The following is an 18,740-nucleotide window of genomic DNA, read 5'->3' as shown; positions in this document are numbered from 1 at the left end:
CGCCCCGCCTCCAGCGTCGGGGGGAGGCGGGGCGCTTAAGCAGCCGTAGAGACCGATCGGGGGTGGGTCTCTACGGCCACCGGGCATATCGGACAGAACAGACCGAGCGTTACGGAATCGCCGGGTCGACGTCCTAGTCCCAATACAGGAAGGTGTTCGTCGCGCCGGCGAGCACGTTCCGCTCGTTCGCGGTCGTCGCCGCGTGATACGCCTCGACCCACACCTGGTCGCCGTCGTACAGCGTCGTCGAGAACGACAGGCCCACATCCTTCACCGTGCTGAGACCCGATTGCGTGTTGATGGCAACCTGGCTGCCGTTGACCATCAGACGGGCTCGTCGCTCGACGAAGATCGCCCCGGTGTTGAACGTGACGCGAGCTGTGATCGTGGTCGCGCCGGTGCCTTCGGCGATGAGGGCACCGCCGGATTCGACGGTGTCCGGGTAGCCGGAGCGCACGGTCCAGCCGGTGACTCGCGTCCAGGTGTTGCGGCCTGGGTCCTGGGTGCCGACCTTGTCGACGCCCATCGCCGCGAACGTGACCACCGTGGCGGGTGCGAGCGCGGTCGGTGCGACCTCGGCGACCACAGCGCGGGTGTGCACCGGCACCGGCGGCATGAGTGCGGCGGCGGGAATCTCGGCAACCAGGACTCGTGCGAGGACCGGGACGGCCGGGGCCAGCGCTGCGGGTATGACCTCGGCGACCAGGGCGCGGGTGTGCACTGCGGCAGGTGGCGCCACTGCGGTCACAGCCGCCGCGGCGACCAGCTCCCGGGCCAGGACCACCGTCCCCGCGGCGTCGACGTCGACGTCGATCTCGACGACGAGCGACCGGGTGTGGACCACCACGGCGGGGATGCTCACCTCGACCGCGACCTCGGCCAGGAGGTGGCGGGTGAGTTCGTCGCCGAGCACGGGCAGCAGCGCACCGACCGGCACCTGCGCGGTCAATGCTGCGTACCGGATCGGCCAGGCCGGCAGCAGCGCGGCAGGTGCAGCCTCGACGATGAGGGTGCGCTCGAGGATCGGCACCACCGTCGTCGGCATCTGCGCGTCGACCACGACGTTCGCGGTCAGCACCGCGTAGCGGATCGGCCACGCCGCCACCAGCACCGCGGCGTCGATCTCGACGGTCAGCGCGCGCACGACCACACCGACGATGGCCGGCTGGATGTGCCCGGCGGGCGCGGTCGTCTCCGGCAGCCGCGGTCGTGGGGACTGCGAGGAGGCCAGCTGCGGGCGCGCCGCGATCGTGACGCCGACGACCGGGCGCGGGGCCACCGTCGTGCTCGCGGCCGGCGCCGAGGCGGTCGACTCCGGCAGCGCCGGGCGCAGCGCGATCGAGGCGCCCACGCTACGTGCCCTGCGGGACCCGCAGCGTCACCGGAACGCGCAGCTTCCCGGCCGTGGTGAACACCGCCGAGCTGTCAAGCGGATGCGACCACTGAAACGTCGAGCCGTTCCAGCACGACAGGTGCGTCACGGTCGTCGACGCGGGAATGTCGAACTCGAGTTCGGACCCGACCACGTCACCATCGGACGCTCCCGCGGTCCACGTCAGGGTCTTGCGGGCGTAGCTGCCGCCGGTGACCTCGGAGTCACCGGTCGTTCCGGGGTCGGCGGTGTGCGCCGAGAACGTCGCACCCAGGGTGGACAGTTCGACGGCGAGAGATTCGCGAACAGCGGTGCTCATTTTCACGGGGTGTCTCCTAGCGGGGTGTGCGTTCGATCTGGCCCTCGTACCAACAGAAGTCGAGGGTGTCGGTGGCCGGCGGTTCGACCGGATAGTGCGGGTACACCTGGTAGGTCAGGCCCTCGTCGATCAGGTCGGCATCCTCGGACTGCACCCAGAACTCGATGTAGTCCGCGGTGACCTCGAGTGCCGGCCACGTCGCGATCACGGGGGCGCCGACCTCCGAGCCGTCGGTGATGACGATCTCGGCGGTCGTGCCGTCGGGGAACGGCGGGTCGTTCGGGTGCCGGTTGTAGCGGTGCACGTAGTCGGCGCCGCGGGTCAGGATCAGCGGCTCGACGATCGGGGTATATCCGCTCACGCCGCCACCTCGTATCCGGCGAGTTGCAGCGCCAGCGTGTGCGACGGATTCGGCGACACGTGTGTGCCCGCCTGCGGACGCACGTCACGACCGAGGACCGCGCCGGTGTCATCGGCGAGGACGACCACGACCTGGCCCTGCTGCCCGTAGGCGGGTGGGCGGGTGTAGATCACGATGTGGTCGGCGCCCGCCATCGGTGGGTCGATGCGGTACAGGCGCGCCGGGCCCGGATGCCCACCGAGGTCCCCGTCGACGAGTGTTGCTGTGCCCATGGGATTCTCCTGTCAGTAGAAGCGGGTGGTCACGAAGATGGCGCCGCCGGCACCGTTGCCGCCGTTGCCCGCGAAGCCGATTTCGTAGTGGCCGCCACCGCCACCCGGGGCGCCGGGCCAACCACCGGGGCCCCCATTGCCTCCGTTGCCTGCCCCGTTCTTTCCGTTTCCGCCTGAACCTGCGGACCCTAGGCCGAGCTGCCCGACGAGGGCCGACACGCCGGGCAGGCCGTGGTCACCGGTCGCCAGAATGTTCGCGATGGGAGCACCGGGTGCGAACGGACCGTCCCCACCGGGTGTGGGCACGCCGTTACCGCCAGCAATGGCGAGGGATGCACCGTTGCCTCCGCGAATGTGGAATGTGAAGTCGTGCAGCGGGTTGACGGCCGCGCCGTACGTTTGATTGATAGACGATCCACCGGTAGCGGCGATCAGGTCACCGAAGCTGGACAGGCCACCGTCTGCACCATGCCCGCCGTCCGTTGTGGCGCCGGCGCCGCCCGGGCCGACCGTGCACAGCACCGACGCTGGTACGTCTGCCGCGTCGAACTCCCACACCGCCCAGCCGCCCGAATAGCCGCCCCGTCCGCCGCGGCCGTATCCGCCGTTTCCACCGTTGTTTCCGCGGCCTCCACCGGACGCCCCGCCGATCGCTACGACCCTGATGAACTTCGCGTCTGTGGGCTTGTACCACCAGTCCGTTGAGCTGTAGGTGGCAAGCTGGGCCTGCATGTTCTCGAGGACGATCTGGTCAATCCTGTTGTCGAGTCGCGGCACGTTCGTCTGCAGGCCACGCTCGGTGCCGTACAGGCGATCGGCGAGATCGTCGAGATTGAATATGCCGCCGGTCGCGCCGTCCATCTGATCCAAGAGATCGTGGATGAACAGATTGATCCGATCGACTACGAGCCCTGGCAGGTGTTGAGCGATCAGCGCCATCGGGTCCGTGTGACCGGACGGGCGTTTGCGTGGGAGCTTCTCCACGTCACACCTCCTCGAGCAGCTCGGCGGGGATCTCGGGGCGCTGCGGCGGGGTCACATGCGGGATGTGCCGCTCCATCAACAGTTCGAGAGCAGTGGCGTACGACAGCAAGTCGCGGATGAGCCAGATCGCTCGACGGAACTTCCGCTGGTCCTCTGCGCGTCCTGCTTTGAGTTCGGCGACCTCGGCTTGGAGCCGCTTGATGACTGCCGCCTGCCGAGTCATCCATGCCGTCAACAGGCTTGTCGCCGCGATGCCCAACGCCTGGATCCGCTCAGGCGAGAACAACGCAAGCAGCCACTCCCCCATCAGCGGTCCCTCGGCGGGCTGACGAGCCGCTGGACGTACGCAAGAACGGCCATGAGGGCCGCGCCGCCGACAGTGCCCGCGATGGCCTTCCATGCGCCGCCGGTGGTGAGGTCGAGAGTGCCGGTGCCGAGCAGTTCGGCGAGCGCGAGCAGCACCGCGACCAGCACGGTAGCGACCGCACCCTGGACGGTGGTGCGCCAGGCCCGATTCCGGGCGTCCACCTTGGCGGGTGCGGGCTCCTGCGCGACCAGCTCCGCCTCGACCGGCCGCGGCAGTTCGGCGAGGTATCCGTCGATCCGGCGGTGCGCTTCGTCGGTGACGATCTTCACGCCCGCATCGATCCGGGCGTCGACCTCGGCGGCGACCTTCTCGACGACCTGCCTGGTGATGATGTCGATGACGTTTCCGTCCGACATGGGTGCCTCCTACGAGGGGTAACGCTCGGACCGGTCAGCGCGCAGGATCCGCGCATGCAACCGGCCCCAACGGGTGAAGGACAGAACGACGGCGGCCACGATGGCGAGCCGTGTCACGAGACACCGAGCCGGCGCCAGGTGGCCGGGCCGACAACACCGTCGACGGCCAGGCCTGCGCGTCGCTGGAATTCCCGCACAACGCTCTCGGTTGCGGGGCCGAAGTCGCCGTCGACGACGAGGCGCGAGTACAGCGGGTACGCGCGATTGAGCAGCGTCTGCAGGTAGCGCACGTGGTCGCCGGTGGAGCCGCGGGAGATCGTCGGTCGCGACACTGTCGGTGCGGGCGCCGGTGCGGGCGCGGCCGGGCCTGGGCTGTAGATCCCGAGGTGCCCGGCGTTCAGTTTGGCAGCGAACGCCGCAACGCGGGGATCGCCCTCACGCCAGCCGATCTGGTAGTGCATCTCATCTGCACGGCCCCAGTCGGCGCCCCAGAACACAGAGCCTTCGAACAGGCGCAGACCTTCGCGGACCTTCGCGATGCGAGCGGCCGGCATCGACCGCAGACCCCACGGGTACTTCGGGGCGTTGATGTCGACCGCGGTGCCGGACAGGTGGTTCGAGTTGCCGACCGCGTTCTCGTTGGACCAGCCCCACACCGGGGACGTCAGCGGTTCGACGTTGCGGTGGTACCAGATGATCCACGCGTTGAGGATCGTCGCGGCGTCACCGGCTCGGATCGGTGCGGTGTTGGTGTACGGCAGCGGGTTCGCCACGACGCACTCGTCGCGGTTGCACATCCGCCACCCGTTCTCGCTGTGGCTGTAGCCGTAGGCTTTTCGGAATGACATGGCGTCCTCCTAGACGCTGTTGGCGATACCGCGGGCGGTACCTGCGAAGTTCTGCAGATGCGCGATCACGCGCTCCCAGCCGTCCTTCAGGGCCTTGTCCTCGCCCAATGTGACGGTCTCGACCATCCGGCCGTCACCGCGGTCGGTGATCTTCACCGCCGAGATCCACTGTTCGATCTCGACGCCGCGATCCCACAGGGTCACGATGTCCCCGACCCGGTACCGGCGGCCGGTGCCGTCGTCGACGCCCATGCAGTAGCCGCGGCCGGCAGCACCGGACGAGAGCTGGATCTTCACTGCGTCGGAGCCGGAGTGCTTCTTGAGCTCGGCCTGCCCGACCGCGAAGCTGTCGAGCGACCACGCGGCGGTGTTGTCGCCGAACACCTCACCGAACCCGTGCTCCCCGAGGTCGTCCTCGAGGTCCGGATCCCAGAACTGCTGGTAGGCGAAGAACACGTTGTCGAAGAGGTCGCCGACGAGGATCGTGCCGAGGTTCAGGCCGGGGAACAGGGCGTTGAGGATGAGCTGAAGTGCGAAGTTGGCGCCCCACTCGATGGCCTGGTTCATGATTTCCGGGGCCTTGCCACCGACCGCGACCTTGTGCGCGTCGGCGTGCTCGACGTCCCGCTCGTAGTACTCGACCTGGGTGGAGTCCAGCCGGAACTGGATCTTGCGCATGTCCCGCTTGACGTGGGTATCGAACACATACCCGGAGCGGGTCATCTTTCCCCAGTCGTCCGGATTAGCCAGCCCCAGAATGTTCCCGGGGTTGGTGAAATTCAGGAAGTTGTCCGACGTGTAGTCGAACACCGACTGGAGCTGAGACAGGCTGGTCGTGTTGAAGACATGCGGCGATGGCCCGTCCAGCGGCGTCCACAGATGACACGACAGACCCATCTCCTGCGTCTCAACGGTCTGCTTGAACAGCTCATCGAGCTGCGTGAACCGGGCCTGCAGGACACACAAGTCATCGAGGGCGTCGGCGACGATGTCGAGCAGGTCGTCGAGTGTGTCGATGTCGTCGAGATCCGGCAGCGTCGGCACGGTGTAGCGCAGTGGAAGTGCCGCGCACACGGGCTTTCGCAGCCGGGTCATGGTCTCGGCGAGGTACGCCTTGAACACGAAGTCCGGCGGCCCCCACTTCACGTTCTGCTTCCCGGTCAGCGACAGCTGGAACTCTGGCGGCGTGATGTTGTTGACCCACGCCAGGCCCCGCAGGATCCACATCAGGTTGCTGATGCAGTAGAGGGTGATGACCTCACGCCCGGGCTTGCCCTTGATGTTCGCGCGCATGATCCGGCCATCCCACGGGATGCCGTTCCGGTACGTGCGCACGTGGATGACGCGGCGCCGGCAGTTCACCAGGTACGCGGCCATCGGATGATCCGGCTTGATCTGGATCACCGCCGAAGTGGGCAGGTACCAGTGCCATTCGAATTCGGCGGTCATGTACCCACCGAGCGGCCTCCACGACAGGGCGTCCGGCTGGCCGATCTCGATGTCGAATCCGGTGACGTCGTCGCGGGTGGGGCGGGGATAGCCGGGCGTGTACGCGGCCGTCACAGGGCCGTCCAGTGCAGCTGGGGCACGGTGAGTTCCACCTTCGTTGCTGAGGTAGTGCCGGTGCCGGTGATGGCGATCGGCACGGTGAGTCGGCCGGCGGGGATCTGCTTGTACCAGCGGCGGCCGACCCACGACCGGTCGGCGCCGGTGCTGTCGTTGATCTGGAACCAGTCCGGGTCTGTCTCGATGTCGAGGTAGTCCCCGGCGGCGATCGTCGGCAGCGGCACGGTCTCCCCCATCCAGCCGATCGTGGGGAGGGTGATCGGGCCGGTGATCCGCAGGTGTGGCCATACCGGCTCGTCGGAGTGGGTGCGCACCGCGGCGGTCGCGAAGTTGGCCGGGGTGAAGGTCTTCACGACCGGGATTCGCCGCCACCACGATTCGTCCGAGCGCAGCATCACTGGGTCGGACAGCACGATCCCGGCGTTGCGGAGCAGCGTGTAGTTCAGCGGCCCGAGCTTCGACGCCAGGCGCACATCCTGGAAACGGCGTCCGGCCTCGTCGGTGATCGTCCAGAACCGGTGGATCTGCTTGCCGCGGCCCAGGGAATGCCGCCACTGCTGCGCGGTCCGTACCCGGGTCGCCGGGTCAGGTACGGCGATCTTCACGTCCAGGCCGATCAGGTTCGGCTCGTCCATGCGCGCCCGCCATGTGACGCCGGCCTGGTCGACGTTCTTCTGGTCGTCGAACGCGAATTCCGCGCCTTCGAGGCCGGTCGGATCGGTGCGCAACGAGAGCGGGCAGGTGGGGGACGTGAAGTCCCACACCTGCCCGTTTTCGCATTCGAGGACGTACCGCCTCGCCATCTACATCCCTGCCTTCATGATCGAGAGGTTGGCGGTCCCGGCGCCGCGGTCCACGTCGACCTGCACGTCCACGGGGTCCGGGTTGGCGGCAGCGGCCCGGATTTCCTCGAGCTTCTCGACGAGCATCTGGAAGCCCTTCTCCAGCGCCGGATGCGAGTTGGCGCCGGTGTCGAACTGTCCGGTGAACCGGCCGTCTGCGTCGAACCCGGATGCGAGCGCGAACGCTCCGCCGATCCCGAGGGCGGCGAGGTTGTACATCGTGGCCCGGCGTTTGTTCGCGGACATTCCGGCCCAGCCGTCCGGGGTGAGTGGCACGTCGAACGATGCGGGGCTGCGGCCGCCATATCCGCCGAAGCCAGTGAGGCCACCGTCGGCCATCGGCACCAGCTCGAACCCGAAGCGGTTGGCGATCTCGCGGGTGATCGCCACCGACCGGGGGCGTTTCGACGGTGCGAGCGGGATGTATCCCTCGCCGCCGGTGCCCTTCTCGGCGAAGTGCACGAGCTCGGCGCCGTCGCCGGCGATGAACGCGTCCTGAGGGGCCCGCAGCCCACCGTTCTCGAACACCTTGAGTCCGGCGGTCAGGATCGGCTTGCGCTCGTCGGCAGGCTTCTCCTCGGCCTTGCTGCTGCCGCCGAGGGTGTCGGGCCAGTTCGTGACGAACACCCGCTGCCCATCGGTGGACATCACCGCACCCGAGTCAGTGACGCCGACAGCGCGCCCCGCCGACGAGTCCTCGCCGGTCATGCCGCGACGCTCGGTCGACGGGTCGTCGCCCATCGTGGCGCCGGGCCAATGCCACACCTGCGGGAAGTCGAGAGCCCCGTCCGCGCCACCGCCGTATTGCACACCGTTGCTGCCGTCGGACTCGATGTTGACGCCGTACAGAGTGCCCGCCATGTGGCCGTCCATCTCCACACCGCCATTGGTGCCGATCGAGAATCCATTCGGGTCGTAGCCGGGAGCCCAGCCCATCGACGCGAAGTCCGAGGCAGTCGTGAACCGAACAGACTGCCCGGTGCCAGCGTTGAACACGTCAGACAGGTGCCCGGAGCAGTCGTCGAGGGTGGCGTACCCGTACGGGCGGCCGGCCTTCGACTTCGCGCGGTCGATCGCCGCCTGAGCGTCGAATCCGGATGGCCCGACGATCCCGCCGTCGGCCATCTTCGGGAACAGTCCCTCGTTCAGCCGCAGGAGCAGATCCGTGATGGGGCTGTCCTCGTGGATGCCGTAGTTCGCGAGGGCGCCGTCGTAGTCGCCCTCGGCGATGGCCTTGCGCGCGCTGAGGATGACGTCGACGAGCGGGTGATCCTCCTGGATGCCGAGGAGCGAGGCGGTGCGACCTGAGTAGTCTCCGCCGAGCAGCGCCCGCCACCCGGTCGGATCGGACTGGGCGTCGAGAGACTTCGGGTCGCCCTTGAAGATCTTCCCGGCCTCGCTGCGCACGGTGCGGATGAGCCCGAATCCGAAGCGTTTGGCGACCTCCTGCAGGATGCGTTCGGAGCGTGGCCGCTTCGACAGAGCGCCAGGGATGTAGGCCTCCCACCCGGTCTCACCCTCCGCGTATCGGACCGGTCCGAATGGGGTGCGGGCGAGGATGCCGTTTCCCTGGCCGTTAGCGATGTGCGCGGTGTCGAGCATGCCATTGGCGCGCGTGCGGACACCGCCGTCGGCGTAATGGACCCGCTGGTATTGCCCAGTCTCCGCCTGGCGCTGAGCGGCTGCGGCCGCCGATGACACGATCGCATCGTTCTGCGCCTGGAGGTTCTGGTAGTGCACACGCACTTGGACGTCAGCGAAGCGCTGCTGGGCAAGCCACTGCCGCATCGTCAGGTCGGCCTCGTCCGTCTCGGCAACTACCTCGACGGTCCCGTCGGGGAGTTCCTTGACCGTGATCCCGAGATGCTTCAGCTCGTCGATCGCGTCCTGGGTCAACGCTTCGGTGAGGATGACTTTCTCGTCGGGCGTTTCCTCGATCTTGCCCTGGAGGACATCGAGCGCTGAGTGCGCTTCGGGCATGCCCGGCTGCCGGATCTGCGTCTGAACGAGGTTCGGCACGAGCCCGTAGCTGTTGATCAGATCGAGGGCCTGCCGATTTGTCAGCCCCATCTGCATCGCTTGCTGAATCAGCTCGCCACGGTTTGCGGCGTACTGCCCGGTCAGCTCCTCGATCGTGGCACCCGCCTCGAGACCAGTACGGGTCTGCGCCTCGAACTGTTCCTTGAGGCCGGCCAACTGCTGATCGAGGCGAGCCTGCGTCGGAATCGACTTGTCGAGAGCCCCATTGAAGTTCTCGATCTTGACGGTCGAGCCGTCTATGGCGATTCCGACTTCGGAAATCGAGTCGTTGACCTTCTGGATCTCGTCGTTGAATGCAGCCGACAGCTTGAGATCGCCAGCGAAATCGTTGAACCGGTCCTGGGCGGCGCCGACCGCGGGGATCAGGCGGTTCTCGATGCCGTCAGCCCCAGCGTTCATGCCGTTCTGGATCGCCACACCGCCATCGCGGGCCTTGTCGGCGAAGCTCTGCAGATCCTTCGCGACATCGCCGAAGTCGGGCATTCCGGGGATGAGGTCACCGAGCGGCCCGAGCAGGCCATCCAGTCCGGCAACGATCACAGAGAACGTGTCGAGCATGGACGCCGCCATGTCGGACCCAGACTTGGCGAATTCTCCGAATCCGCGCATACCGTTCGCTACGAACTGCAGGATCGCTTCAGCTCCGTCGAACGCCTTGTTGCCGATGTCGATGAAGAACTGGATGACGCCGGCCCGGTTGTTGCTGATGGTGTCTGCGAACTTCTGGATGTGGGGCCCGAAGGCTTCAGCCAGAGCTGCTTTCAGTCCATCTGCCGCCATGCTGACAGCCCGGGTTGCGCCCTCTACAGAGGTGGCCGAGTTGCCGTTCATGACGTCGATGGCGCGTCGGGCGGCGCCTTCGTAGTCGTTCATCGACTGGACAGCGGTTGTCAGGTCCATGGCGTACATGGCCTGCCCGAGGTCCTCGGCCTTGGTGCCGAACAGTGCGACGGCGGCCGCGTTCCGTTCGACTGGGTCTTCGATCTCGCGCAGCTTCGTGAGCACCAGTTCGAGACCGTCACGGGCAGACTCGCCGCCCTCCGCGATCTTCGCGGTCATCTCCTCTGCCGATAATCCGAGGAGTTCGTAGCCTTCGGCGCTGGCCTTCGATCCGTCCTGTGCGCGGATCGCGAACTCCTTCAGCGCATCCGCTGCGGTGTCGGTGTCGCGCGCGCCGGCCTTCACGGCCTGGCCCATCAGTCCCATCGCTTCGGCGCCGGTGAGGCCGAGTTGCCGGAACTGGGTGCCGTACTCGTCGATTGTGTCGAGCCAGTCCTCGGACACGTTCAGGCCCATCTGAGAGCCCTTGACGATGAGGTCGAATGCGTCGTTGACGTCGGCGGCGAACCCGGTCTTGACGGCCTGCGCGGCCGAGCGGGACACCCTCGGGATCTCCTCGCCGATGACGCGGGAGACACCGTCGAGGGAGCGGATCATCTGCTCCGCATCGCGTTGCGTCGCGCCCGGATCGAGCAGGCCACTCCCGAGTGCCGCCTTTGCGGTGCCGAGGTTCGCCTCGAGCGACTCGCCGAACGTGTCGGCGTACGCTTCGCCCGCGGCCTGTGCGAATTTCCGGGCCTGCGCTTCCGTCACGCCCGTCTGCGCCTGGAACAGGTCCCGGTTCAGTTCGGCGGACATGCCGTCCTTGATCGCAGCGGCGAGCGCCGCACCCGCAGTGAGGCCGATCGCGGCGACACCAAGGAGGGATGCACCGATCGGGCCGGTCTTCGAGCCGAGATTGCCGACCGCGTCAGCGAACCCGGACAGGAAGTTCCCGCCGGACCGGCTGCCCGCCGGCCCTCCGCCCTGACTCGCCTGTTGGTACAGGTCCTCAAGTTCCTGCTGCGCGGCCTGCAGGTCCTGCTGTAGCCGGTTGCCGAGCTCGATGGTGTCGACCGCGCCTGCCGCCTGACGTGCGGCAGCCTGGATCTCCTCGATCTGCTGCGCGGCACGGCGGGCGTCGTTCAGCAGCTGGGTGTTCATGACGATGTCGTCGACGGACTGGTCGGCGCGCTGTGCGTTGCGCTCCAGGTCCTGAATGCGCTGGGCTGCGTCGCGGGCCTGCTGCTCGAGCCGGCGGTTGATCTCGACGGCCTGGGCGGCTTGGCCGGCGCGCTGCGCTGCCTGGCTGATTTGCTGGAAGCCGTTGGAGATCTGCTGGGTGGCTCGCTGGCTCTGTTGCTGGGCCCGCTCGGTGCCTTGGACGAAGCGGGAGTCGTCGAGGGTGAGGCGGGCTACGAGTTCGCCGACGTCGAGTGCCACGGGCTACTCCTTCTTGCGCAGTTGCTTTCTGGCCTTGAGCAGCTCGGCGTGCTGGCCGAGGATCTTCTCGAGGTCGGCTTGTCGGGGCAGATGCGACATGGCCCAGTGGATTTCGCCCCAGTCCGGGGAGAACCCGAACCACAAGATCGCGGTGCGGCCGGCGTGCAGGATCATCGGCCAGGGCAGGCCGTCGGCGACCATTTCGCCGAACGCAGTCCCGAGGGCGTCGATGGCTTGCTGGGTCTGTTCGACCGGGGGCATCCCGTCCTTTGTCACCATCTCCCGCATGGCCTTCGCTGCCTCGTAGTCCGGCGCCGGGACGGTGTAGCGCTTGCCTCGGATCGGCAGGTGGAGGTCCGGGTCGAAGCCGGTTTCGGTGAGGTCCTTGAGCGCCACTACACGCCTTTCGTCAGCGCCTTGTGCAGGCGGGAGGTTGGATCTGCGGCGAGGGCGGTGATGCGCAGGCGCAGCCATCGCCACGAGTGGGTGTGCAGGACACCGGATTCGAGGTCGATCCCGTTGTCTTGCAGGTCGAGTTCGATGTCGGTCCAGTGATGTAGGCAGTCGACGATTGTGCGTGCGACCTGGCCAGGTTTCGGCCGGTCAGGCTCGTCGTTGTACCACTCGCGCACCCCGGTTACGGGGTCGTACGGGCCGCCGCCAGGATCATCCGGTCCGTAGGTGCCGGGCGCTGAAAGATCGAGCGGAGCTTCTCCCCCATCCCTGCCTGCTTCGGGGATGGGGGTATCGGATTTCCCGGCACACCTGTGCTCTCCCAGTGGGCCTGACCGGCGGCTTCGGAGTGCCCGAACCACAGCATGGCGGTGCGGCCGGCGTGGGCGATGGTGGGCCAGCCGATTCCGTCGTCGACCATCTGCTGGTAGGTGTCGCCGAGGATCGCGAGGATCTCGGCGCGTTCCTGCGCGTCGTCCAGGCGTGGGCGGGTGGCGATGAGCTGGTGCGCGCGTAGCCCCTGCCAGGCAGTGCAGTGGATCGCGTAGTCGCGGCCGGCGATCGGTAGGTGCAGCGCGGGGTCCATGAAGGTGGCGAGGTCCTCCACCGGACTCCTTCCGTTGGGTGAAACACCCGCCGGGAGCAGCGCAGCTCCACTCCCAGCGGGTGGTCATGGGGCGGTCAGGCCGCGGCGACGGCGAATGCTCCGCCGGTCAGGCCGGAGCCGTCACCGGTCAGCACGCCGCCGGGGACGGTGACGGCGAACGGGCCACCCGCCGATCCGGTGACCGTGAAATCGCTGGCGACATAGCCGTCGTCGAGCGCAGCCAGCGCCGACTTGATCGCCGCGGACGTTGCATCGAAGGCGATCGGCGCGGTGGTCTTGGTGTTCCACGTCAGGGTGAAGGTGCCCGCAGTGGCTCCGCCGATCGTGACGGTGAAGTTCTGGTCACCGGACGGAACGAGCGGCTTGACGATGTCGCGGGGCTTGCCGCGGCCCGACAGCGTGAAGCTGAACTCCTGCAGCGCGTTCGGGTCGGACGCCGGCGAGTCGGTCCACTTCACCGTGGTCTCGGCTTCGTAGGCGTCGGGCAGCGCGTCGCGCCGGTAGATGCGGACCGTCACGACGTTGTCGTAGCCAGTCTTGCGGCCCTTCTGGCGCAGGAAGTTCTGGCCCGGGTCGTCGACGAATCCGGACGTGTTCTCGCCCTTGCGCTTGCCGCCACCTTCGATGCGGAACGCGAGGCCGGTGACGATCTGGGACGCGAAGCCCTCCGAGTCGATGTCGGAGTCGTCCTGCTCGGCGCCCTCGAAGATGGGGGCGACCGAGGAGAGGCCGCGGACACGCGTCCAAACATCGGGAGCGGTTTCGGCTTCGAGAATCCAGTCGCGTGCGAGGGTCGACGCGAGGGCCTGGGTGGGTGCAGTCATGGGGTCGTCCTCCTAGGACGGGTTGGCAGTGATGCAGTACGAATCAGGGCGGGTCCAACGCCCGTTCGCGTCGGGGTCGCGTGGTGCACGCACGACGCGGCGGCAGAGCAGGACCCGGACACTCCCCCACATCTGGTGGGAGGTGTCGTGGATCGCCCGGTAGATGGCGTCCATGAGCTGGTCGACGGCGCGAGGATCTCGGCCGGCGCGGCGTCCCCGGATCTGCAGGTAGTAGTCCGGGTTGTCGTCGTCGCGGGATCGGTCGTCGTTGTAGGTGTTGATGACGATGGCGTCGTTCGGGGTGTCTGGCATCGCGCCGAAGAACACCGCGGGGAGCGTGCCGGCGCCGTAGATGCCGTTGGGTTCGTATCGCACGAGCCCGAGGGCGGCGAGGTGCTCCGCGAGCGCGTCTTCTACGGCGGTGGTGTCGGGTGCGCGCGCGGTCGTCATCGGGACCTCCGCCACAGTCGGGACCACCAACTCGGGTGAGCGTCTACCGGTTGCCCGCATCGCAGGCATCGGAAGCTCCAGTAGTCAGGTCCCGGCGCTGGCCGGTGCCACGTGTCGCTCACAGTGCGCTCCTGATGGCCTGGGCGATGACCTGCCCCACCTCCTGCCGCTTCGCGATCACGGCGTTCTCGAGGAACTTCGCCTCACCGTGCTCGTGATGCCAGCCCACTTCCTCGTGCTGGCGGGGCGCGTATTCGAGGTCGTAGTACACGGCCGCCTCGAGATCCCCCGACGCTGTCTTGCAGTCGTTGCGCAGCTCGCCGGTTTCCTTCGGTGTGCGCTCGATCGACTCCTGCTTGACGACTTCGGCGGCATCGTCGAGGCCGCGTTGCGCGGCGGCCCGGATCGGGGCCATATCGAAGTTCAGACTCACGGCACCTCCTCAGGTGAGGTCGACGCTGTAGAAGTTCGGGGTTCGGCTGGCCCCGTCGTGGTGCAGCTGCTCCGCCAACACCTCGGCAGTCCGGCCCCCGAACTCGGGAGGCAGGGTCACCAACGACCCGGGCGGGATCAGCGGCGTGGTGGCGGGCATCGAGACACGGGCCTCGGAGATGACCTCCGAACCGTCCGGTGCCAGCACCTTTTTCCGCTTCGCTGTGACCTTCCCGCGCACCTCCACCGGGGCGGCGTGTGCGGGACCGTACGGGCCGTCGCCGATCTTGCGTGCGACGAGCACAGGCCACGTCCACCACGACGCCAGCGGGTCGGTCACCACGAGTCCACCCACGACGAACCGAGCCCGGCCAGGCGGAGAATCCGCAGCGCCGACGAGGTGAGACCCTCGACGCTGGCCGCCTTCTCCGCGGCGAGCTCTCCAGCGTTCGTGGAGACGGAGGCGCCGTCGATGCTCGAGGCGGTGACAACCTCGTCGAGCCCGGCAGTGCCGGCCGTCGGGTCGATGTTGTGCCGTGCCCAGTAGCCAGCCTGTTGGCAGGTCGCTTCGCGTACCGCGGTGCGCTTGCCCGTTTCGGATGGCAGGCCTGTCGCTGTCGTCGGGTAGACATCGGCGATGATCGCGGACGCGACGAGCGTTGATGCCTCGCGCAGGAGCGCCGCGGCGTTGTCGGGTGCTGGGTTGCCGGTCCAGGTTTCGAGGTCACCGGTGGTGGCGTAGACGGGTGCCATGGAGCCTCCTCGGGGGTTGGTGGTTGGTGCGCAGGTACGCCGCTGCAAGGGCCGAAAGGAACCCGGCGTGGAAGCCCCCAGTCGTCCTTCGCGCGCGGTGAGTGCCGAGAGTTGCCGGGGCACGCGGTTGACGCACCAACCACCAAGCTCAGTCAGACTGCGGTGACGGTGAGGCCGGTTCCGCCAGTCAGGGAAGCACCGCTACCCGAAAGTGCGCCCGGGACCGCGATCGTGTATTCGCCCGCCGATCCGGTGACGGTGATGTCGTCGGCGCCGAAACCGTCGTCGAGGCCAACCAGCGCGGTCTTGATGGTCGCTGCGGTCGCGTTGTAGTTCAGCGCACCGGTGGTGCGGCCGTTAAAAGTGAGTGTGAAGGTGCCACCGGTCGCGCCGCCGACGTCCACGGTGAACGCGTTGGTGCCCAGGACGATCTTCACTGCACGCTTGAGCGAGAACGTCGAATCCGGATCGGTGTAGTCGTCCGGGTCCTCCACGACACTGATGCCGAAGAACGTGTCGAAGATCGACCGGTTCACCAGGTGGCTCGAGTCGTAGTCCCGCAGCCAGCGCAGCGCGATACCGGCGTACGACCCGGATGCACTGTCGACGCCACCGAGCGGGGACGCCGGAACCCGGTACACCGTCTGGAATGCGGACCGATGGAACACGTACGACTCGTATGCACCGATGGAATGCGACACGATGACCGGCATTCCAGCGATGTTTCCGATGGTGGCGCTGCGCAGAGCGTTCGAGTCTCCGGACTGGTCGAACTTCCGGAACTGGTCGGACTTGAGGATCATTGCCTCGATACCGGTACCGACGAGGAACACGCGGCCCTGCTGCGGCACGTGGTAGTCGTTCAGGACCTTGCGCGCGTCGACCGCTCCGGCGTGGAAGTCCAGTCCGCTCGCCCCGTCCGTCGAGATGGAGATGTTCGACCCGGACGGGTATGTCGCACCCTTGATCTTCGCGGAGATCTTGTCCTCGATACGTTCGGCAACAGCTCGGGTCTGCGGGGTAACGACCTGCTCGGTGAAGTCGTAGATGTCGAGAGACAGTTCCTCGTCCGACAGTCCGATCGCGTTGTACGGGTGGGTGTCGAGCTTCACGTCGACCTTGAACTCGTTCAGATCCGAGTTCTCGATCGCCGCGGTGTGGTCACGCCACGCGTAGTCCTTGGCGACCGTACGTCCGTTGATGCGGATGGACACGGTGTCGTTTGCGGGACTGCGGCCCGAGAAGTGCTGCGAGGCGCTGGACTCGACGATCCCAGGCAGGACGACATCGCGTTCGAGCACGACGAGCCCGGCCTGCACGATCTGCGCAGCCTTGAGAATGGTGTTGGTCACGGAATTTCTCCTGGATTAGTAGATGGTGACGCCGGACTTCCGGTTGCCGAGGCTCTCGGCGAACTTCTTCGGGTCGTCGAGCGGGCTTGCTGTGGACTTACTTCCGCCGACGCCGTTGCCGGATCGCCCGGCGGAGTTGGCGCTGGCGTTGGTCGCGGCGAGACGCTTGGCGAGGGCCTCGACCTTGTCGGCGGGGACGCCGGCCAACAGCTCGAGGTCCTTGTCGTCGGTGATGCCGTGCTTCCGCGCCGCTCGTTCGACGGCGAGCTCGGCTTCGAGCTTCTCGGCGCGGCTCTTCTCGGCGTCGCGTTCGGCCTCGGCGCGTTGCTGGTCGTCGAGCTTGGCGAGGCGGTCCTTCTCGGCTGCCGCCTTGTACTTGGCGACTTCTTGTTCCGCGGCCTTGCGCGCTGCCCGTTCGGCGTCGAGGGCCTTCTTGCCGCCTTCGCCGAGCTGCTCGTCGTCACCGCCGCCGGGCTTGCCGGTGTCGTCGGTGTTGGTCTTGCCGGCACCTGCGTCGCCACCGGTGCCGTCGCCCTGGCCGCCATGACCGGTCTGGCCGCCGTCGCCGTTGCTGTGTCCCTCATCGTCGCGGCGGGGGTGCATGCGGTTCGGCCAGCGGCCGGAGGTGGCGAACGGGTCGAGGCCGTATCCGGCGCCGACGATCAGGGTGAGTGTCGTGGTGGTGCGCATGGTGCTCCTTTGTGTGTGCAGCGTCGCGCTGCGGTGTCGCCCCGCACCGTCGCGGTGTCGGGTATCCGCCCAGGGCGGAAGTCTGTGTTGCGGCACATAAGTGCACGTAAGCTGCGGATATGGCTACTCGAACGGAAGTCCGGCGGACCAACGTTCCCTGTGCCCAGTGCGGTGAGCTGTTGTGGCGCGAATACGTGGTGTCCGACAACTACGGTGGGGTCAGATCTGAGAGCCCTGGCCTCTACAAGTGCCGCTCATCGCACAACTGCATGGGGAACGTCGTTCCGCCTGACGCTCCGGAATAACCTCAGCGAGCTTGATTGATCTGCTCGCGTCGCGGCCGACGCGTCAGGCCATGCTCGTCGACGTGCCGGGCGATCGCTTCCCGCTGCGCCCGGAGCCGGGCCGCGGCCTCGCGCTTCGCCTGCGGAGTGACCGCAACAGCCTGCCGGCGGCGGGTGTCACGGATGGCGCGTTCCATGGCCCGCTGCTGTTGCGTCGCCGCATAGCCTTCGGGGTCCGGCTTCGTCGTGAACGTGCGTGACGCACCCGGCACAAACCTGCTGAGGGCATGTCCACAGTTCGGATGCCGGAAGCCCTTCGAGATGGCCTCGCGCATCGTGGCCTTGATCCGCACCTGCACCGGGCGGCCGGTCGTCGCCGACTTCAGCTCGACCGTGCCTGTGCTGCCGTCCAGGCTGAGCACCTGGCCTTCGTACGGCTGGCACTGCGGTGCCGGCTTCGAATGCGATGACACCACCATCAGCGTGTGGCCATGCTCGAGGGCCCGGGCGATGTGGGCTTCGCGCAGCTCCTCGTTCACCACTGTGCGCGACAGCATCTCGACGTACGAGGTCAGTGACCAGTTTCGGCCGCCGCGGTCCCGGAATCCGGTGATGCCTCGCTTGGTGAGGATGTCGAGGGCCTGCTGGGCTGCGTCCAGCCGGGTGCCGGTCGCGCGTGGTGCGCCGAGGATGCCACCGGTGTGCGGGGTGAGCTTCGGGGCCTCGTGGGATCTGACCTGTATCTGTGCGAGCACCTGCCCGTACAGACGGTCCGCGTTTCCGGGGAGCTGCTGTGTGGCGTGGGCGAGGGTGGACCAGGCGGATTGTGTGGCTGCGACAGTGCGGGGAACCGGGACGCGGTCGCGACGCGGTGCGCGCCCGGGCACTGCCGCAGCCGTTCCCACGGCGGCTGCGCTAACCGCTGCGGGTGTTTGTGGGTCGGCGTCCTCGTCGGCTGCCTGCTCGCCGAGGTCGGCTGCGGCCTGCACGGCGTCCTGCAGGAGCTGGGGCATGGCGGCTTGGAGGTGCCGGGCGAGTGCTTCGGCGGCCTGCCGGAACTCGACCTGCCGTGAGGCTTGGACCTGTTGCCAGTTGTCAGTGTCGATGCCGTCGGCGATGGCTTCGGCGAGCAGGCGCAGGAGGGCGAGTTCGGCGTCGGTGTAGAGGGCGATGAGGTGAGCGGGGATGTTGCGTGCATCCTCGGGGTCGAGTGCCACCGCCTACCTCCTCGGGTTACTCGCCAGGCACCAGCCACGGTGTAGCGCCGCCGCGTTGGCGCTCGGTTGTCGTCCACGATCGAGCGCCG

Annotated in this window: 22 protein-coding genes; all 22 read right to left on the bottom strand. The window is 67.6% G+C overall.

The window, feature by feature from the left end:
* Positions 1–133: 133 nt before the first annotated feature.
* The 22 genes from ACWDUD_RS01640 to ACWDUD_RS01535 all read right to left on the bottom strand — a co-directional run bounded on the left by ACWDUD_RS01640 (position 134) and on the right by ACWDUD_RS01535 (position 18,651).
* Complete coding sequence (locus tag ACWDUD_RS01640) at positions 134–1,351, bottom strand: hypothetical protein (RefSeq protein ID WP_450108119.1); 1,218 nt, start codon at positions 1,349–1,351, stop codon at positions 134–136.
* 1 nt (position 1,352) lies between these two features.
* A complete protein-coding gene (locus tag ACWDUD_RS01635) occupies positions 1,353–1,691 on the bottom strand; it encodes a phage tail fiber protein (protein WP_248676760.1) in 339 nt (112 codons plus the stop codon).
* Positions 1,692–1,707: 16 nt separating this feature from the next.
* Positions 1,708–2,052 carry an LtfC-like domain-containing protein gene (locus ACWDUD_RS01630; RefSeq protein WP_450108118.1) on the bottom strand — a complete coding sequence of 115 codons (345 nt, stop codon included), beginning with the start codon at positions 2,050–2,052 and terminating at the stop codon, positions 1,708–1,710.
* The gene (locus ACWDUD_RS01625; protein ID WP_248676777.1) at positions 2,049–2,324 is read right to left on the bottom strand and encodes a hypothetical protein; all 276 of its coding nucleotides are present in this window, start codon (positions 2,322–2,324) and stop codon (positions 2,049–2,051) included. Before ACWDUD_RS01625 ends, ACWDUD_RS01630 begins: the two co-directional genes overlap by 4 nt.
* Positions 2,325–2,336: 12 nt before the next feature.
* Positions 2,337–3,308, bottom strand: a complete 972-nt coding sequence (locus ACWDUD_RS01620; protein ID WP_450108117.1) for a glycine-rich domain-containing protein — start codon at positions 3,306–3,308, stop codon at positions 2,337–2,339.
* Between the two features lies 1 nt (position 3,309).
* Positions 3,310–3,615 carry a hypothetical protein gene (locus ACWDUD_RS01615; RefSeq protein ID WP_248676378.1) on the bottom strand — a complete coding sequence of 102 codons (306 nt, stop codon included), beginning with the start codon at positions 3,613–3,615 and terminating at the stop codon, positions 3,310–3,312.
* On the bottom strand, positions 3,615–4,031 hold the full coding sequence (locus ACWDUD_RS01610; protein WP_450108116.1) for a hypothetical protein: 417 nt from the start codon (positions 4,029–4,031) through the stop codon (positions 3,615–3,617). The genes ACWDUD_RS01615 and ACWDUD_RS01610 overlap by 1 nt, the downstream gene beginning before the upstream one ends.
* A 113-nt stretch (positions 4,032–4,144) precedes the next feature.
* Complete coding sequence (locus ACWDUD_RS01605; RefSeq protein ID WP_450108115.1) at positions 4,145–4,879, bottom strand: peptidoglycan-binding protein; 735 nt, start codon at positions 4,877–4,879, stop codon at positions 4,145–4,147.
* A gap of 9 nt (positions 4,880–4,888) precedes the next feature.
* Complete coding sequence (locus tag ACWDUD_RS01600; RefSeq protein ID WP_450108114.1) at positions 4,889–6,442, bottom strand: Gp37-like protein; 1,554 nt, start codon at positions 6,440–6,442, stop codon at positions 4,889–4,891.
* Entirely contained in the window at positions 6,439–7,248 is an 810-nt protein-coding gene (locus tag ACWDUD_RS01595) for a hypothetical protein (RefSeq protein WP_450108113.1), read from the bottom strand. The genes ACWDUD_RS01600 and ACWDUD_RS01595 overlap by 4 nt, the downstream gene beginning before the upstream one ends.
* Entirely contained in the window at positions 7,249–11,589 is a 4,341-nt protein-coding gene (locus ACWDUD_RS01590; protein WP_450108112.1) for a phage tail tape measure protein, read from the bottom strand. It lies immediately after the preceding gene.
* Positions 11,590–11,592: 3 nt separating this feature from the next.
* Positions 11,593–11,985, bottom strand: coding sequence for a DUF7426 family protein (locus tag ACWDUD_RS01585; RefSeq protein ID WP_450108111.1), 393 nt, complete (start codon positions 11,983–11,985; stop codon positions 11,593–11,595).
* Positions 11,985–12,221 (bottom strand): hypothetical protein, encoded by a 237-nt coding sequence (locus ACWDUD_RS01580; protein ID WP_197251795.1) that lies wholly within the window; start codon positions 12,219–12,221, stop codon positions 11,985–11,987. The genes ACWDUD_RS01585 and ACWDUD_RS01580 overlap by 1 nt, the downstream gene beginning before the upstream one ends.
* Before the next feature lie 5 nt (positions 12,222–12,226).
* Entirely contained in the window at positions 12,227–12,649 is a 423-nt protein-coding gene (locus ACWDUD_RS01575) for a DUF7426 family protein (protein ID WP_450108110.1), read from the bottom strand.
* Positions 12,650–12,723: 74 nt separating this feature from the next.
* Entirely contained in the window at positions 12,724–13,473 is a 750-nt protein-coding gene (locus ACWDUD_RS01570) for a phage tail tube protein (RefSeq protein WP_450108109.1), read from the bottom strand.
* A gap of 12 nt (positions 13,474–13,485) precedes the next feature.
* Positions 13,486–13,923 carry a minor capsid protein gene (locus ACWDUD_RS01565; protein ID WP_450108108.1) on the bottom strand — a complete coding sequence of 146 codons (438 nt, stop codon included), beginning with the start codon at positions 13,921–13,923 and terminating at the stop codon, positions 13,486–13,488.
* A gap of 118 nt (positions 13,924–14,041) precedes the next feature.
* Complete coding sequence (locus ACWDUD_RS01560; RefSeq protein ID WP_450108107.1) at positions 14,042–14,356, bottom strand: hypothetical protein; 315 nt, start codon at positions 14,354–14,356, stop codon at positions 14,042–14,044.
* Between the two features lie 9 nt (positions 14,357–14,365).
* Positions 14,366–14,695, bottom strand: a complete 330-nt coding sequence (locus ACWDUD_RS01555; protein ID WP_450108106.1) for a hypothetical protein — start codon at positions 14,693–14,695, stop codon at positions 14,366–14,368.
* Positions 14,692–15,108: a head-tail connector protein gene (locus tag ACWDUD_RS01550; protein ID WP_248676367.1), complete on the bottom strand. Its 417-nt coding sequence runs from the start codon at positions 15,106–15,108 to the stop codon at positions 14,692–14,694. The genes ACWDUD_RS01555 and ACWDUD_RS01550 overlap by 4 nt, the downstream gene beginning before the upstream one ends.
* 152 nt (positions 15,109–15,260) lie before the next feature.
* Positions 15,261–16,460 (bottom strand): P22 phage major capsid protein family protein, encoded by a 1,200-nt coding sequence (locus ACWDUD_RS01545; protein WP_197251788.1) that lies wholly within the window; start codon positions 16,458–16,460, stop codon positions 15,261–15,263.
* Positions 16,461–16,475: 15 nt separating this feature from the next.
* Positions 16,476–17,150, bottom strand: coding sequence for a hypothetical protein (locus ACWDUD_RS01540; protein WP_450108105.1), 675 nt, complete (start codon positions 17,148–17,150; stop codon positions 16,476–16,478).
* A gap of 307 nt (positions 17,151–17,457) precedes the next feature.
* Positions 17,458–18,651 carry a phage minor capsid protein gene (locus ACWDUD_RS01535; RefSeq protein WP_450108104.1) on the bottom strand — a complete coding sequence of 398 codons (1,194 nt, stop codon included), beginning with the start codon at positions 18,649–18,651 and terminating at the stop codon, positions 17,458–17,460.
* Positions 18,652–18,740: the final 89 nt, after the last annotated feature.

Source organism: Rhodococcus sp. NPDC003382, assembly GCF_053589135.1.
The sequence above is the reverse complement of the archived record's forward strand: the minus strand, read 5'-3'. Positions and strand labels throughout refer to the sequence as shown.

Coding starts and splice junctions, on each gene's coding strand:
- ACWDUD_RS01635 (WP_248676760.1), bottom strand. CDS start 1,691: ATGAGCACCGCTGTTCGCGAATCTCTCGCCGTCGAACTGTCCACCCTG.
- ACWDUD_RS01625 (WP_248676777.1), bottom strand. CDS start 2,324: ATGGGCACAGCAACACTCGTCGACGGGGACCTCGGTGGGCATCCGGGC.
- ACWDUD_RS01615 (WP_248676378.1), bottom strand. CDS start 3,615: ATGGGGGAGTGGCTGCTTGCGTTGTTCTCGCCTGAGCGGATCCAGGCG.
- ACWDUD_RS01610 (WP_450108116.1), bottom strand. CDS start 4,031: ATGTCGGACGGAAACGTCATCGACATCATCACCAGGCAGGTCGTCGAG.
- ACWDUD_RS01605 (WP_450108115.1), bottom strand. CDS start 4,879: ATGTCATTCCGAAAAGCCTACGGCTACAGCCACAGCGAGAACGGGTGG.
- ACWDUD_RS01595 (WP_450108113.1), bottom strand. CDS start 7,248: ATGGCGAGGCGGTACGTCCTCGAATGCGAAAACGGGCAGGTGTGGGAC.
- ACWDUD_RS01570 (WP_450108109.1), bottom strand. CDS start 13,473: ATGACTGCACCCACCCAGGCCCTCGCGTCGACCCTCGCACGCGACTGG.
- ACWDUD_RS01565 (WP_450108108.1), bottom strand. CDS start 13,923: ATGACGACCGCGCGCGCACCCGACACCACCGCCGTAGAAGACGCGCTC.
- ACWDUD_RS01550 (WP_248676367.1), bottom strand. CDS start 15,108: ATGGCACCCGTCTACGCCACCACCGGTGACCTCGAAACCTGGACCGGC.
- ACWDUD_RS01540 (WP_450108105.1), bottom strand. CDS start 17,150: ATGCGCACCACCACGACACTCACCCTGATCGTCGGCGCCGGATACGGC.